We start from the raw sequence: 15,816 nt of genomic DNA, 5'->3' as shown, positions 1-15,816 counted from the left end.
TCGAATTACTGGCAGGCGGTAACTGAGCGAATCCCCAGCGGCTTACATAAGTAAGTGACTGGGGTGAATGAAATCAGCCAACGCACATGTAACTTGAAGTATGACGAGTATCGCAGGTTGACGATTTCCCTGGTGTTGGCGCACCCCGGCCTCGGTCGGGGTTATTTTTTTTCAGCAACCGCCACCCACTCACGTAACACCTGCACATCATTGCGCCATTCTAATTTTAATTCATCGACCCAATCTTGCACGTTATCCCACCATGCTGGCAGTGTCGGGGTTTGGATCTGCTGTGCAAGCTGCTGGATATGACGCAAACCGACAGAACCGGCAGCGCCTTTAATCTTATGCGCCTCTTCGGTAATGCCCTTTTGGTCCCGTGCCGTCATGTTTGAGTCCAACACCGACAAATAGCTGGGCATCATCTGTTCAAACATTTCCAGGCTTTGGTGAATCAATTGTGGGCCAACCAAATCGATGTATTGCTCCAGCATTGCAGTATCAAGTAACGATTCATGGGTTTGCATCACTTTATGTTCCTGTTTTTTCGCCGAGGTTGAGGGCTTATGATCCCAAAATTGCTTAATCATCGCCGTGAGCGCCGGAACTGACAACGGCTTGCTCAGCACGTCATCCATCCCAGCATCTAAATACTCTTTTTTGTCTTTAAGTACGTTGGCGGTCAATGCCACCAGTGGCGGTAATGACTCTGCCCCATATTCCGCCCGAATTTGGCGCGCAATGTCCAACCCGCTCATATCCGGCAACTGGATATCCAACAGCACTAAATCAAAATCATCAGGTTTAAACATCGCCAGTGCATCATGGCCATTCATTGCCACCTCAACGCTATTGCCTAATTTCTCCAATACCGAGCGCGCGACAATGACGTTCAGCTCGATATCTTCCACCAGCAATACATGCAACGCAGGCAGAGGTATGTCATCGCCTGATGGCACACTCGCGGCTTGCTGCACCGCAGGTGCTTTAATGGTCAAGGTAAAGCATGAACCGGCCCCTTGGGTGCTTTTCACCGTAATATCGCCCCCCATGCTTTGTGCCAAGCGTTTAGATACCGCCAGACCAATGCCAGTACCGGTTGCCGGGCGGCCACCATTGCGATCTTTCACCTGATAATACATGGCGAAAATCTTATCCTGTTCATCTTCGGGGATGCCCATACCTGAATCTTCCACTTCAAAGATCAAACGGTCACTCCCCTCACGCCGTACCCGCACCACAATTTTACCTTGCTGAGTAAATTTCACGGCATTGCCGATTAAGTTCCACAGAATCTGGCGCAAGCGGGTGCCATCGGTAATCACTTTCTCCGGCAGCGGCAATTGCGGATCCATAATGAACTTCAGCCCTTTTGGCTGAACCAACAGGCCCGAAAGGTTCTCAAGATCTGCCATAAAACCTGTAAAATCAATTGGCTGATTATCAAGCTGGACTTTACGCCTTTCCAATTTATCCATCTCAATAATATCGTTGAAGATATTCCCAAGAGTGATAGCACTGACATGAATGGTTTTCAGATACTTTAGCTGTTCGCTGTCTAATTCGGTATCAAGCAGGATGCGGCTTAGGCCAACAATGCCATTAAGCGGCGTACGCAGCTCGTGGCTGATTGTTGAGATGAAGGTAGTCTTATCCCTACTGGCGTTCTCCAGCGCATCCTGATAGCGCTTACGCTCGGTTATATCGCGCCCAAACCCCATCAATCCGTGCCGTTTACCCACACGATCATAAAATGGCACTTTACGCAGTTCAAAGCAGGCTTTGCGGCCATCGGGATAAACCAGCCACTGCTCATAGGTAAGAGAGACGTTATGGCGGAAGACTTTCTCGTCGGTTTCCATCACTTTTTCGGCGATATCCGGCGCATAGACATCTTTGGGCGTCAGCCCAACCAGCTGTTTCTCACTCTTGCCCGTCAACAGCTCCATCGCCCGGTTGCAGCCAGAGAACTCATTATCTTCATTGCGGTAATAAACCAGATCTGGCGACGCATCCAAAAAGGATCGCAATAGCGCTGACTGCTGCCCCAACTCAACCTGCGCCTGCTCACGGTGCCCCATCTCTTCTTTTAGTTTATCAACCACTTGTAGGTGCGCTTTTTCCGCTTTTTCACGCTCAACAATTTCCTGATTGAGTTGAGCAATATTTTCGGTCAGTTGTTTATTCAGCTCTAAATCGCGATAACGCATCACTTCAAGCTTTTCAACCAGACGCGACAAGCGCTGGCGCGACTCTTCCAATTGCTCAACCACTACCGACAAGAAATAGACTGCCCAAGGCGTAATCAACAAACCAAAGAAAATGGAACGTACCAGATCGAGGGTTTCAACAGAGCCACTCAGCACCAACGTCACCGCCATCTGCACCACCATGGCCAGTAACACCAACACAGAGGCCAGTAGCAGTGAGAAGCGAACCAGTCCTAACTTAACCATTAAATCAACGTAGTACTGGGCTAATACCCTGATTTGCTTCATAGCAACCCCTGTCAGTGTTTCTGAATATGCCTCGGAATCTATACCCAAAGTCATTGGAGTTGCAGGTGGACAGCCAACAAGCGAATCCCGATGAGCTTACTCAAGTAAGTGATTCGGGTAAGCGAGCGCAGCTAACAACTCTGTAGCTTCAAGGACGAAGGGTATAAATCATACCGTAAAACCGCCAAGAGATAAGATGGCTTGCTTAGAAGTGTGGAAAAGATTGCAAATCACGGTGAGAGATAGGGAAATAAGCCGATTATCTGCCAATAAACGGTAGGCATAGCCAAAATAAGGTGGGGGTCAAAACTTACGGCGTAGCGAGCTAAGCCAGACTGAGTGCGTACAGCGCGGAAAAACCGGAGCGTACACGCAGCACGTGAGGATTTTATTCGCTACGCTCCCCTGCGGGCCGCCCTAAAGGGCGTTCAAAATACCTGCATTTTGTGAGCACTGCACAATCTCAGTATGGCGACGCGCAGTAGCCGGTCATAAAGCAGAGGCCTGCCCGCCATGGGCCAGCATATAATTATTCAGCTCATTCATACCGGTCCAGCGATTCTCGCACCACAACGGGGCCAACAACGTGGGTCTGCGCGCACTGGCAGAGATCCGATGATAGACAATCTGCACTGGAGTATGGCGGATCATTTCACCCGCAGTCACAACATATTGTTCCAACGCCAGTTCCGCCAACCGCCCTGCCCGCCATGCTTTTCCCATCGTGCTACCTTCCACGATATGGAGTGGATGCAGTTTTAACCCATCAACACCGGTTGCCACCACTTGTTCTAGCGTTGCCATATTCTGTGGCTTATCTTCGCCGGGTAAGCCGACAATCAAATGACAGCATACTTTCAGCCCACGGGCACGGGCGCGGCGGGCTGTTTGCTGATAACAGGCGAAATCATGCCCACGGTTAATACGTTTGAGCGTTTTATCATTAGCGGTCTGTAGCCCCAACTCAAGCCAGACTTCATAACCTTGCTGGTGATAACCACTCAATAAATCCAATACCGCATCCGGCACACAATCGGGCCGGGTTCCCACACACAAACCGACAATGTCAGCTTCGGCTAAAGCCTGTTCATACATCACAGCTAAAGCATTAACCTCTGCATAAGTACTGGTATAGGCCTGAAAGTAAGCCAGGTAACGTTTTGCCCGATTAGTTTTTTTTGCCTGCGCCGCTAGCTGCTGCGCAATACTCTGTTGCTGCATGTTCTCATCGGCAAATGAAGCCACCTGACAAAAGGTACAGCCCCCTCGACCGAGTGTTCCATCACGATTAGGACAGCTAAACCCGCCGTGCAGCGTGAGTTTATGCACTTTTTCACCGTAACGGCGCTGTAAATCCGCACCAAACATATTGACTAATTTCTGCAACTGCATAATCTTGGCACTGCCTGTCAAAAAAGAGCTTAAGGCTACCCGCTAGCGATGCAATTCGCGATGACAGAGATCAACTCCCACGCCCTTGGGTGCAACCTCGCATAACCATTCATTATAAATGCAAATAAAATCACTTGACCAATGATTAAATTTTCTTATTTCCACCAACCTGTTAGCGCTTCTATTACAATTCAGTGAAAAATAGTTTTATAAACCAATAAATATTTAAATTGCAGAATTTAATTCTGACATCCCCGCTGGCACTAGCATGGTGCAGAGATTTGTCGATTGCACTATAGTGAGACAGCTCACAATTTCACGCCTATCTTATTGAGTATAAGATGGGTTAAAAGTACCAATAAATATATATTTTTCATTGTGATAACCCCATTTATTACCTTAAAGATATATCTTAAGCCTATATTTGACCTGAGTATTCTTTCTCGCTAAGTTGGAGGTCCGCTGGAAGCTTTCTAGACGGGCAAACGTCTAGTCATAATTATGCAGTAATTTAAGACTCCCTCTTAAAACAAGTCTTATACCACTTGTGAGAACCGTCACAAGAGGCCATTGGCGGAGGGCGGAAAAGCAGATTTGTCGCGAAATACGCGGCTCTCAGCCCACCCCGCCTGATGTAACCATGTCCTTCTGGAGTCGGTTTGTGAGAGTCTCGCAGAGCCTGGGGAGGTTCACTGATATGTTGTACGATAAATCCCTTGAGAGGGACAACTGTGGTTTCGGCCTAATCGCCCACATAGAAGGCGAACCTAGCCATAAGGTAGTGCGTACCGCTATACACGCACTGGCCCGCATGCAACACCGTGGCGCGATACTTGCTGATGGCAAGACCGGCGACGGTTGTGGCTTGTTGTTACAAAAACCGGATCGTTTTTTCCGGATGGTCGCTGAAGAACGCGGATGGCGTTTGGCCAAAAACTATGCCGTAGGCATGATGTTTCTCAGTCAGGACGAAGAACTCGCCAAGGCAAGCCGCCGCATTGTAGAAGAAGAATTGCAAAACGAAACGCTGTCGATTATCGGCTGGCGTGAAGTGCCGACCAACCCGGATGTTCTCGGTGAAATTGCCCTCTCCTCCCTGCCTCGGATTGAACAAATTTTTGTGAACGCCCCTGCTGGCTGGCGTCCACGTGATATGGAACGCCGCCTGTTTGTGGCGCGTCGCCGTATCGAAAAGCGTATTTCAGAAGATAAAGATTTCTACGTATGTAGTTTCTCTAATCTGGTGACGATCTATAAAGGCTTATGTATGCCTGCGGATCTGCCGCGCTTCTATCTTGATTTGGCTGATTTGCGCATGGAGTCGGCAATCTGCCTGTTCCACCAGCGCTTCTCAACCAATACCGTGCCACGCTGGCCACTGGCTCAGCCGTTCCGTTATCTGGCCCACAACGGCGAAATCAATACCATCGCCGGTAACCGCCAATGGGCGCGCGCACGTGCTTATAAATTCAAAACGCCATTAATCCCGGATTTGCAGGATGCGGCTCCTTTCGTCAATGAGACCGGCTCTGACTCCAGTTCACTGGATAACATGTTGGAACTGTTCCTCAGTGGCGGTATGGACTTGATTCGTGCCATGCGTCTGCTAGTGCCACCGGCCTGGCAGAACAACCCAGATATGGATACCGACCTGCGCGCCTTCTTTGACTTCAACTCCATGCATATGGAGCCGTGGGATGGCCCGGCCGGGATTGTGATGTCAGATGGCCGTTATGCCGCTTGTAACCTTGACCGTAATGGCTTGCGCCCTGCGCGCTACGTTATCACCAAAGATAAGCTGATCACCTGTGCTTCTGAAGTGGGCATCTGGGATTATCAGCCCGATGAAGTGATTGAAAAAGGTCGCGTCGGCCCTGGTGAACTGATGGTGATCGATACCCGCAGCGGTAAGATCCTCCATTCAGCCGAAACGGATAACGATCTGAAAAGCCGCCACCCGTATAAAGAGTGGATGGAGAAGAACGTTAAGCGTCTGGTGCCGTTCGAAGATCTGCCAGAAGATCAGGTGGGCAGCCGTCAGTTAGATGATTCGACACTGGAAACCTACCAGAAGCAATTTGGTTACAGCAGTGAAGAGCTGGACCAAGTCATCCGTGTGCTGGGTGAAATTGGTCAGGAAGCCACCGGCTCAATGGGTGATGACACCCCATTTGCGGTGCTATCCAGCGGCCCACGTATTATTTACGATTACTTCCGCCAGCAATTTGCGCAGGTCACCAACCCGCCCATCGATCCGCTGCGTGAAGCACACGTTATGTCACTGGCGACCAGTATCGGTCGTGAAATGAACGTGTTCTGCGAAGCAGAAGGTCAGGCGCACCGACTGAGCTTTAAATCGCCGATCCTGTTGTTCTCTGATTTCCAACAGTTAACCACGTTGGAAGGGGAGCATTATCGTGCTGATCGTGTGGATTTGACCTTTGATCCTGCCGAAACTGACCTGGAACAAGCGGTTCTGAGATTATGTGAAGAAGCGGAGCGCAAAGTCCGTGACGGTGCCGTAATGCTGGTACTGTCTGATCGTGCCATCGCCCCTAACCGCCTGCCGGTACCCGCACCAATTGCTGTCGGCGCTATCCAGACCCGCCTGGTTGAGAAAAATCTACGCTGCGACGCCAACATTATTGTTGAAACTGCCAGTGCCCGCGACCCGCATCACTTCGCCGTGCTGCTCGGCTTTGGTGCGACTGCGATTTACCCTTATTTAGCTTATGAATCATTGGCTAAATTGGTTGATAGCCAAGCGATTGATAAGAAGTATCGCGATGTGATGCTTAACTATCGTAATGGGATCAACAAGGGCCTATACAAAATCATGTCCAAAATGGGCATTTCAACTGTGGCCTCTTACCGCTGTGCCAAGCTGTTTGAAGCGGTTGGCCTGCATCGTGATTTGTCTAATCTCTGTTTCCAGGGCGTGGTCAGTCGTATCGGTGGAGCCAGCTTCAGTGATTTCCAACAAGATCTGCAAAATCTGTCTAAACGTGCCTGGCTGAAACGCAAGCCGTTGGATCAGGGCGGTTTATTGAAGTTTGTTCACAACGGCGAATACCATGCGTATAACCCGGATGTGGTCAGCACCTTACAAAAAGCGGTTCACAGTGGTGAATACAGCGATTATCAGGTTTATGCCAAGCTGGTTAATGAGCGCCCGATTGCCACACTGCGTGATCTGTTAGCCATTAAACCGCAAGGCACCCCGATCCCGGTGGATCAAGTGGAACCGGCTGAATCACTGTTTACTCGCTTTGATACGGCGGCAATGTCTATCGGCGCACTTAGCCCGGAGGCCCATGAATCATTGGCTATCGCCATGAACAGTCTGGGTGGCTTCTCTAACTCCGGTGAAGGTGGCGAAGATCCGGCCCGTTACGGTACGAATAAAGTTTCTCGTATCAAGCAGGTGGCCTCTGGTCGTTTCGGTGTGACACCGGCGTATCTGGTAAACGCCGATGTTATCCAGATCAAAGTAGCACAAGGTGCAAAACCAGGTGAAGGCGGCCAGTTACCCGGTGATAAAGTCACACCTTATATCGCCAAACTGCGCTATTCCGTACCGGGAGTGACATTGATCTCCCCACCACCGCACCATGATATTTACTCAATCGAAGACCTGGCACAGCTTATTTTCGACTTGAAACAGGTCAATCCGAAAGCGTTGATTTCGGTGAAACTGGTATCTGAGCCGGGCGTGGGTACCATTGCTACCGGCGTAGCGAAAGCTTATGCCGACCTGATTACCATTGCTGGGTACGACGGTGGTACCGGTGCCAGCCCGCTCTCTTCAGTGAAATATGCCGGTTGCCCGTGGGAGCTAGGATTAGTTGAAACGCAACAAGCGCTGGTTGCTAACGGCCTGCGCCATAAAATCCGTCTACAAGTGGATGGTGGTTTGAAAACCGGCGTCGATATTGTTAAAGCCGCGATTCTGGGTGCAGAAAGCTTCGGCTTCGGTACCGGGCCTATGGTGGCACTCGGTTGTAAATACTTACGTATTTGCCACCTGAATAACTGCGCCACCGGTGTAGCAACTCAGGATGAAAAACTGCGTCGTGACCATTATCACGGCTTGCCTGAACGGGTGGTTAATTACTTCCAGTTTATCGCACGGGAAACCCGTGAAATCATGGCTGAGTTGGGTGTAAGCCAACTGGTTGATTTAATTGGTCGTACTGACATGCTGCTGGAACTGGATGGCATCTCAGCCAAACAGAATAAACTGGATCTGTCGCCGATGCTGAAAACCGCTACGCCACATCCGGGTAAGGCGCTGTATTGTACCGAAAGTAACCCTCCGTTCGATAAAGGCATACTGAACAAAGAGTTACTGTCGCAAGCTGAACCGCACATTGAAGCGAAACACAGCAAGACGTTCTACTTCGATATCCGTAATACTGACCGTTCCGTAGGTGCCGCACTGTCGGGCGCGATTGCCACTAAACATGGTGATCAAGGTCTGGCAACCGACCCAATCAAAGCTTATTTCTCCGGTACTGCCGGTCAAAGCTTTGGTGTCTGGAATGCCGGTGGCGTTGAGTTAACCCTGACCGGTGATGCCAACGACTATGTCGGTAAAGGGATGGCCGGTGGCCGTATTGCAGTGCGCCCTCCTGTCGGCTCCAACTTCCGCAGCCATGAGGCCAGCATTGTCGGCAACACCTGTCTGTATGGCGCGACTGGCGGCAAGTTATTCGCCGCAGGCCGTGCAGGTGAGCGTTTCGCCGTGCGTAACTCTGGGGCTATTACCGTTGTTGAAGGTATCGGTGATAACGGTTGTGAATACATGACTGGTGGTATTGTCTGTGTACTGGGTCGCACTGGGATTAACTTCGGTGCTGGTATGACCGGCGGTTTTGCTTATGTTCTTGATGAAGATGGTGAATTCCGTAAACGTGTTAACCCTGAGCTGGTGGAAGTCCTGGATGTCGATCAATTGGCAATCCATGAAGAGCATCTGCGTGGGCTGATCACTGAGCATGTTCAGTTGACCGGTTCCAGCCGTGGCGAAGAAATTCTGGCTAACTGGCCAGAGTGGGTGACCAAATTTGCTTTGGTTAAACCGAAATCCAGCGACGTGAAAGCACTGTTGGGCCACCGTAGCCGTTCCGCAGCCGAGCTGCGGGTTCAAGCGCAGTAAGGGGTTGAAATGAGTCAGAATGTTTATCAGTTTATCGACCTACAGCGCGTAGATCCGCCGAAAAAGCCGCTGAAGATCCGTAAAATTGAATTTGTTGAGATTTACGAGCCGTTTTCGGAAACCCAGGCCAAAGCTCAGGCAGACCGCTGCCTGTCTTGTGGTAACCCTTATTGCGAATGGAAGTGCCCGGTTCATAACTACATTCCTAATTGGCTGAAACTGGCCAACGAAGGGCGCATCATGGAAGCGGCGGATCTGGCCCACCAGACCAACAGCTTACCGGAAGTGTGTGGCCGAGTATGCCCACAGGACCGTCTGTGCGAAGGGTCTTGTACCCTGAACGACGAATTCGGTGCGGTGACTATCGGCAACATCGAGCGCTACATCAGCGATAAAGCCATTGAGATGGGCTGGAAGCCTGATATGTCGCATGTTCACCCGACCGGTAAACGTGTCGCGGTGATCGGTGCTGGCCCTGCCGGGCTGGCCTGTGCCGACGTATTAGCACGCAACGGCGTACAAGCCGTGGTATTTGACCGCCATCCAGAGATTGGCGGCTTGCTGACCTTCGGTATTCCAGCCTTTAAGCTGGAAAAAGAAGTGATGATTAAGCGCCGTAAAATCTTCTCCGAGATGGGTATCGAATTCCAACTCAATACTGAAATCGGTAAAGATATCACCATGGGTGCGCTGCTGAAGGAGTATGACGCGGTGTTCCTCGGTGTCGGGACATACCAATCGATGCGCGGTGGTCTGGCAAATGAAGATGCCTCGGGTGTCTATGATGCGCTGCCATACCTGATTGCCAATACCAAGCAGTTGATGGGCTTTGATGCGACCGTCCACGAGCCATATATCAATATGGAAGGTAAGCGTGTCGTAGTGCTGGGCGGCGGTGATACCGCAATGGACTGTGTGCGTTCATCGATTCGCCAAGGGGCAACAGATGTGGTGTGCGCCTATCGTCGTGATGAGGTCAACATGCCAGGTTCCAAGCGGGAAGTGAAAAACGCCCGTGAGGAAGGAGTTGAGTTTAAATTCAACTTGCAACCATTAAGCATCGAAGTTAACAGCAACGGCAACGTCTGTGGTGTGAAGATGGTTCGTACCCAACTGGGCGCACCTGATGCACAAGGCCGCAGCGTGGCTGAGCAGATCCCAGGGTCTGAACATGTGCTACCAGCAGATGCAGTGATAATGGCATTTGGCTTCCGTCCACACAGCATGGAGTGGTTGGCGGCGCATGACGTGGCATTGGATAAGCAGGGCCGCGTAGTGGCCCCTGAGAGCACTGATAATGCGTTTCAGACCAGTAACCCGAAAATCTTTGCCGGTGGCGATATCGTCCGTGGCTCTGATCTGGTGGTGACAGCCATCGCCGAAGGCCGCAAAGCCGCAGATGGCATCATGAATTATCTGGAAGTCTGACAGTAAAAGTATCCTGCCATAGACTTAACATTAGAGGGCTGGTTATCCAGCCCTTTTTACTGCTTTTTTCCACGCACATCCACTTCAACTCAAGATTTTGTAACAATCTCAACTACCTTATTTGCAGCAATTTATAGCTGAAGCGCTATAGTAAAGGCCGAGCTCCGATAGGTTTATGCTTTCCGTACTTATACTTTCTGTATCTATGCTTTTTGGCCTGACCCCATGGCCAGCCTTATTATTACGCCTTGTTTTAAATAAAGGATTATCTGTTATGAAATCTCACTTACTTTTTATTGCTGGCGGCTTGCTGGCGATCAGCAGCAGCGCATTGGCTATGTCTTTGAATTATCAAGAAGTTGGTTATAATATTGAGGCGCGTGGCGCGCGCGCTGTGGTAGCCGAGCTGGCAAAAGCGGGGCAACTGCCTGCGGTAGAAAATAATATTAAGCTAGGTGATGACAACTGGATTGCCATGGCCCCTAAACTGGCCGATGCCGGTAATGCGAATTTCACTGCTGGGGTGAAATCGGCACTCTCTTCTGCACTGATTTATAACCCGGCCGCAGTACTAAAAGCGGTGAGCGACAGTAAAACACTAACGGTATCAGATATTTGTATCGCACCGGCAGATGTCAAAGACAGTGCCGCCAAAGCCAGCTTCCAACAGCGCGCATCTCACACCTTATCGACTATCAGAAATAGCGATATGATGAGTCAACGTGATAGCTGTCTGGCTGAGTTGAAAAAGCTGTCTTAATTATTGGTTATTTGGCAGAAATAATAAGGGCGGCTAATGCCGCCCTTATTGGGTATGGTAACGCTTGGTGCAAGAGAACAGTGTTGTTCGTTACTTAACAACCCGTAATGCTGGGCGACCACCGCTACGTGGCGGTTTTGGTGGCTCATCATCCGGTGAATGACTATCGTCCTGTGATACCTGAGTATCACCAGTGACTAATGTCAGGTTCTCAGCCGGTGCCGTCTCGCTACCTTCCTCTGTGAAAGCCTCAAAATTGCCATCAGCATCAGAATCGTAAGCTTCTTCAGGCTCAAACATAGTGCCAGAGCCGTTTTCACGCGCATAGATAGCCATTACCGCAGCCATCGGCACGGTAACTTGACGAGGAACGCCACCGAAACGGGCATTGAAACTTACACCCTCGTTACCCAGCTCCAAATTACCCACGGCACGCGGTGCTACATTCAATACAATCTGCCCATCGCGGGCAAATTCCATCGGCACCGAAACACCCGGCCGGGTGACATCCACAACCAGATGCGGAGTCAGTTGATTATCAATCAACCACTCGTAAAATGCGCGCAACAGATAGGGACGGCGCGGAGACATATCCGACATCTCCATAACAATTAACCTCGGGTTTTCAGGTGCATTTCACGTTCAGCTTCAGTCAGGGAAGCCAGGAACGCATCACGCTCAAACACACGTGTCATATAACCCTTCAACTCTTTAGAGCCAGCACCGGTTAACTCGATACCTAATACAGGTAAACGCCACAGCAGCGGAGCCAGATAGCAATCAACCAGGCTGAATTCTTCGCTCATAAAGAAAGGCATTTCATTAAATACCGGCGCGATAGACAACAGAGCTTCACGTAGCTGCTTGCGGGCTGCTTCAGCTTCCTGAGCATTACCTTGTTCGATCTTATGCATCAGGGAATACCAGTCTTTCTCGATGCGATTCATCATCAAACGACTGCTACCACGTGCAACAGGGTATACCGGCATCAATGGAGGATGAGGGAAACGCTCATCCAAATACTCCATGATGATGCGGGATTCATACAATGTTAACTCGCGATCAACCAAAGTAGGAACGGTCTGGTAGGGATTGAGGTCAATCAGGTCCTGCGGCAGATTACCAGCTTCAACCTGCTCAATCTCAACACTGACACCTTTCTCCGCCAGTACGATACGTACTTGATGGCTAAAAATGTCGGTCGGGCCGGAAAACAGCGTCATTACCGAACGTTTGTTGGCAGCGACAGCCATGAAAACCTCCAAGATTATCTAGAAAACAGTGCGAATAGCCCACGGTTAGGTTGCTATCCTGAGTCGTTTTACCGCCGGTTCGTCATCTCGACAGCTGTTGCCGTAAATAAGCCTTGGTCGAGATAGTTATTCAGCCAGGGAGATACACGGACGCCAACAGTTCGCCGAACAGGCACAAAAGTGGGTGATAGTTTACCAGATTTTGCATGTTTTGTGGGGATGGTGCTGCGATTTCGTGATTAATTGTTTATCAGACAACGGTTTAGCAACGAAAATATAATATGTGATGCTATGGAAAGTGGTTTTTCAGGCATAAAAAAACCCGGTGAGACACCGGGTTTTTACCATTAATCTGATGCCGTAGAGGCAAAAAATTAACGTTTGGAGAACTGTGGACGACGACGTGCTTTACGCAGACCCACTTTCTTACGCTCAACTTCACGCGCATCACGCGTTACGAAGCCAGCTTTACGCAGTTCACCACGAAGAGACTCGTCATATTCCATCAGTGCACGGGTAATACCGTGACGGATAGCACCAGCTTGACCAGAAATACCACCACCTTTAACAGTGATGTACATGTCAAACTTGCTAACCATATCTAGCAGTACGAGCGGTTGCATAACAACCATACGGCCAGTTTCACGACCGAAGTACTCTTCGATGCTACGTTGGTTAATAACGATATTACCGCTACCCGGCTTAAGAAAAACGCGTGCAGCAGAACTTTTGCGGCGACCAGTGCCGTAGTATTGATTTTCAGCCATTGCCATAATCCCGATTAAATGTCCAGAACTTGCGGTTGCTGCGCCGCATGATTGTGCTCAGTACCCGCGTAAACTTTCAGTTTACGATACATTGCACGACCCAGCGGACCCTTCGGCAGCATGCCTTTAACCGCGATTTCAATCACACGCTCAGGACTGCGGGCAATCATCTCTTCAAAGGTCGCTTGTTTGATACCACCGATATGACCGGTGTGACGGTAATAAATCTTGTCTGTACGCTTGTTACCAGTTACGGCAACTTTTTCTGCGTTCAGAACGATGATGTAATCACCAGTATCAACGTGCGGGGTGTATTCCGCTTTGTGCTTGCCGCGTAAGCGACTAGCCAGTTCAGTAGCGAGGCGACCTAAGGTCTTACCGCTCGCGTCAACAACATACCAGTCGCGTTTTACAGTTTCTGGTTTAGCTGTGAAAGTTTTCATTATAAAAGCTTACCCAATTAATAAGTTACACGTTGGTGAACACCCAAACGTTCAAAAACAGTTGAGGCTCACACGACCATCAGTCCAGCAAACCTACCCCTTCGAATAGCCAATGCCGGCACTATCAAAGTTTTTGGGAAAAAAACTTTGTTGTAACGTGGGGTCGCAAGATTATAGAGAAGTCGACGTTAAAGATCGAACTGTTTTTGACGAGAAAGGTATAAATTAAACATGTTAAGTTAGGGCGAAGGAAAATCGCCCACCACAGAATAGCATTTTAGCTGGTCAAAAGTGAATAACGGTCGTGCAGATTATCCCTATGGCAGATGCGGTAAAGAGAGATACTCTTCACTTTGCATCTCTTGTAACCGCGATAAACAGCGTTGATATTCGAATTTAAGGCGCTCACCGCAATAAATATCGAACATTGATACTTCTGCCGCAATAATCAATTTTACCCGCCGTTCATAAAACTCATCCACGAGTGCCAGAAAACGCCTGGCCGTATTCTCATCTCGCGTCTCCATGCGGTGGACGTTGTGCAGTAATACCGTGTGATAGAGCTTGGACAGTGCAATGTAATCCAACTGGCTGCGGGCTTCTTCACACAGTGTATGGAAATCTACCGCCAGAACACCCTGTGCTGAGCAAATAGCAGGCAATGGCCGATGGTTAACTTCCAGTATCGGCGCTTGGTCCCCCTCTTTACCGGCCAGTTTGACAAAAATATCGTCCATCGCTTGTTCAGTTTGTGGATTCAAGGGCGTCAGATAAAGATTTGCCTGAGTCAGGGTCCGCAGGCGGTAATCAATCCCCGCATCGACATTCATCACATCACAATACTGTTTAATCAATTCAATGGCTGGCAAGAAGCGGGCACGCTGTAAACCATTATGATACAAATTATCCGGTGGAATATTGGAGGTGGTAACCAACGTGATACCTCTGGCAAAGAGTGCCTCCAGCAATGTCGCCAGTAACATGGCATCAGTAATATCCGAGACAAAAAACTCATCAAAGCACAGCACATCAGTCTGTGCTTTGAAACCGTCGGCAATAATCTCCAGCGGATTTTCATGACCTTGCAGCTCAGTCAGTTCTTGATGTACCCGTAGCATAAAACGGTGGAAATGCAGTCGCAGCTTGCGCTCACCCGGCAAGCTGTGGAAAAACAGATCCATCAGCCAGGTTTTACCCCGCCCAACACCGCCCCACATATACAGCCCCTGGGCGGGTCGTATGGGGGTCCGGGGTACTGCTCGCCCAATCAAACGGTTCAGCCGCCCGCGCAGACTCGCGCGGGTCGGCGCTATACTCTGGCGTTGATTTAGTTCCTGATAAAGCCTATCCAGCCGTGCTACAGCACGCCGTTGTACCTCATCAGGTTGGTAGTCGCCGGCATCAAGTGCCTGCTGGTAAAGTGCTGTAGGTGTACTTGGTTGCATGTTTATCAACAATCCCTGATAAAATAGTTATCTACTTTTTGCGCGACTTTGTTGCTGATTTATCGGGCAATCGCCGCATTTACCGACACTGCCACTGCGAAGAAAGCCTGATAACCATAAGCAAAGTTGCATCAGGATTCCACTCCGACAAGGTTAACGGTTATAGTGGGTATTATTAAGTGAAAAAGTCCTGCTGAACAATGAAGTCAAAAAAGGAGTCATCATGACCTGGGAGTATGCGCTTATTGGGTTGGTTGTTGGTATCGTGATTGGCGCGGTGGCTATGCGCTTTGGCAACCGCAAATTGCGTCAGCAGCAAGTGCTGCAAAATGAGCTGGAGAAAAGCAAAACTGATTTGGAAGAGTACCGTCAGGAACTGGTTGGGCATTTTGCCCGCAGTGCTGAGTTGTTGGATAATATGGCTCGCGACTATCGCCAGCTCTACCAACATATGGCGAAAAGCTCCAATAACTTATTACCGGACTTGCCACTGCAAGATAACCCGTTCCGCTATCGTCTGACTGAATCTGAAGCAGATAATGATCAGGCACCGGTAAAAATGCCACCTCGGGATTACTCTGAAGGCGCATCGGGGTTATTACGCCCGGAGCATCAGACCCGCGATTAAGCACGCGTTTAGCTATCATACTGACTACGGTGGGGTGCATCTCA

Annotated in this window: 11 protein-coding genes; 4 read left to right on the top strand and 7 right to left on the bottom strand. The window is 49.7% G+C overall.

Going from position 1 to position 15,816, the window contains the following annotated elements; translation table 11 throughout:
- Window positions 1–161: 161 nt before the first annotated feature.
- Both arcB and Q2T71_RS21300 read right to left on the bottom strand, forming a co-directional pair.
- The gene (arcB, locus tag Q2T71_RS21305; protein ID WP_372560446.1) at window positions 162–2,498 is read right to left on the bottom strand and encodes an aerobic respiration two-component sensor histidine kinase ArcB; all 2,337 of its coding nucleotides are present in this window, start codon (window positions 2,496–2,498) and stop codon (window positions 162–164) included.
- Between the two features lie 489 nt (window positions 2,499–2,987).
- Entirely contained in the window at window positions 2,988–3,890 is a 903-nt protein-coding gene (locus Q2T71_RS21300) for a TIGR01212 family radical SAM protein (protein ID WP_372560445.1), read from the bottom strand.
- Window positions 3,891–4,587: 697 nt separating this feature from the next.
- Here Q2T71_RS21300 and gltB point away from each other — a divergent pair.
- The 3 genes from gltB to Q2T71_RS21285 all read left to right on the top strand — a co-directional run bounded on the left by gltB (window position 4,588) and on the right by Q2T71_RS21285 (window position 11,236).
- Window positions 4,588–9,048, top strand: a complete 4,461-nt coding sequence (gene gltB / locus Q2T71_RS21295) for a glutamate synthase large subunit (RefSeq protein WP_372560444.1) — start codon at window positions 4,588–4,590, stop codon at window positions 9,046–9,048.
- Window positions 9,049–9,057: 9 nt separating this feature from the next.
- On the top strand, window positions 9,058–10,476 hold the full coding sequence (locus Q2T71_RS21290) for a glutamate synthase small subunit (RefSeq protein ID WP_372560443.1): 1,419 nt from the start codon (window positions 9,058–9,060) through the stop codon (window positions 10,474–10,476).
- 274 nt (window positions 10,477–10,750) lie between these two features.
- Window positions 10,751–11,236: a hypothetical protein gene (locus tag Q2T71_RS21285; protein ID WP_372560442.1), complete on the top strand. Its 486-nt coding sequence runs from the start codon at window positions 10,751–10,753 to the stop codon at window positions 11,234–11,236.
- Window positions 11,237–11,326: 90 nt separating this feature from the next.
- Here the strand turns inward: Q2T71_RS21285 and sspB are convergent, their stop codons facing one another.
- The 5 genes from sspB to zapE all read right to left on the bottom strand — a co-directional run bounded on the left by sspB (window position 11,327) and on the right by zapE (window position 15,144).
- A complete protein-coding gene (sspB, locus tag Q2T71_RS21280; protein ID WP_083162290.1) occupies window positions 11,327–11,842 on the bottom strand; it encodes a ClpXP protease specificity-enhancing factor in 516 nt (171 codons plus the stop codon).
- 5 nt (window positions 11,843–11,847) lie between these two features.
- On the bottom strand, window positions 11,848–12,489 hold the full coding sequence (sspA, locus tag Q2T71_RS21275) for a stringent starvation protein SspA (protein WP_083162288.1): 642 nt from the start codon (window positions 12,487–12,489) through the stop codon (window positions 11,848–11,850).
- Window positions 12,490–12,863: 374 nt separating this feature from the next.
- Complete coding sequence (gene rpsI / locus Q2T71_RS21270; protein ID WP_019080041.1) at window positions 12,864–13,256, bottom strand: 30S ribosomal protein S9; 393 nt, start codon at window positions 13,254–13,256, stop codon at window positions 12,864–12,866.
- A gap of 14 nt (window positions 13,257–13,270) precedes the next feature.
- Window positions 13,271–13,699, bottom strand: a complete 429-nt coding sequence (gene rplM / locus Q2T71_RS21265) for a 50S ribosomal protein L13 (RefSeq protein WP_005188409.1) — start codon at window positions 13,697–13,699, stop codon at window positions 13,271–13,273.
- A gap of 317 nt (window positions 13,700–14,016) precedes the next feature.
- Window positions 14,017–15,144 carry a cell division protein ZapE gene (zapE, locus tag Q2T71_RS21260; RefSeq protein ID WP_372560441.1) on the bottom strand — a complete coding sequence of 376 codons (1,128 nt, stop codon included), beginning with the start codon at window positions 15,142–15,144 and terminating at the stop codon, window positions 14,017–14,019.
- A 223-nt stretch (window positions 15,145–15,367) separates the two neighbouring features.
- On the opposite strand from zapE, the gene zapG reads away from it, so the two are divergent.
- Window positions 15,368–15,772: a Z-ring associated protein ZapG gene (gene zapG / locus Q2T71_RS21255; RefSeq protein ID WP_004714934.1), complete on the top strand. Its 405-nt coding sequence runs from the start codon at window positions 15,368–15,370 to the stop codon at window positions 15,770–15,772.
- Window positions 15,773–15,816: the final 44 nt, after the last annotated feature.

Source organism: Yersinia sp. 1652 StPb PI, from assembly GCF_041538345.1.
Lineage (GTDB): Bacteria > Pseudomonadota > Gammaproteobacteria > Enterobacterales > Enterobacteriaceae > Yersinia > Yersinia enterocolitica_E.
The sequence above is the reverse complement of the archived record's forward strand: the minus strand, read 5'-3'. Positions and strand labels throughout refer to the sequence as shown.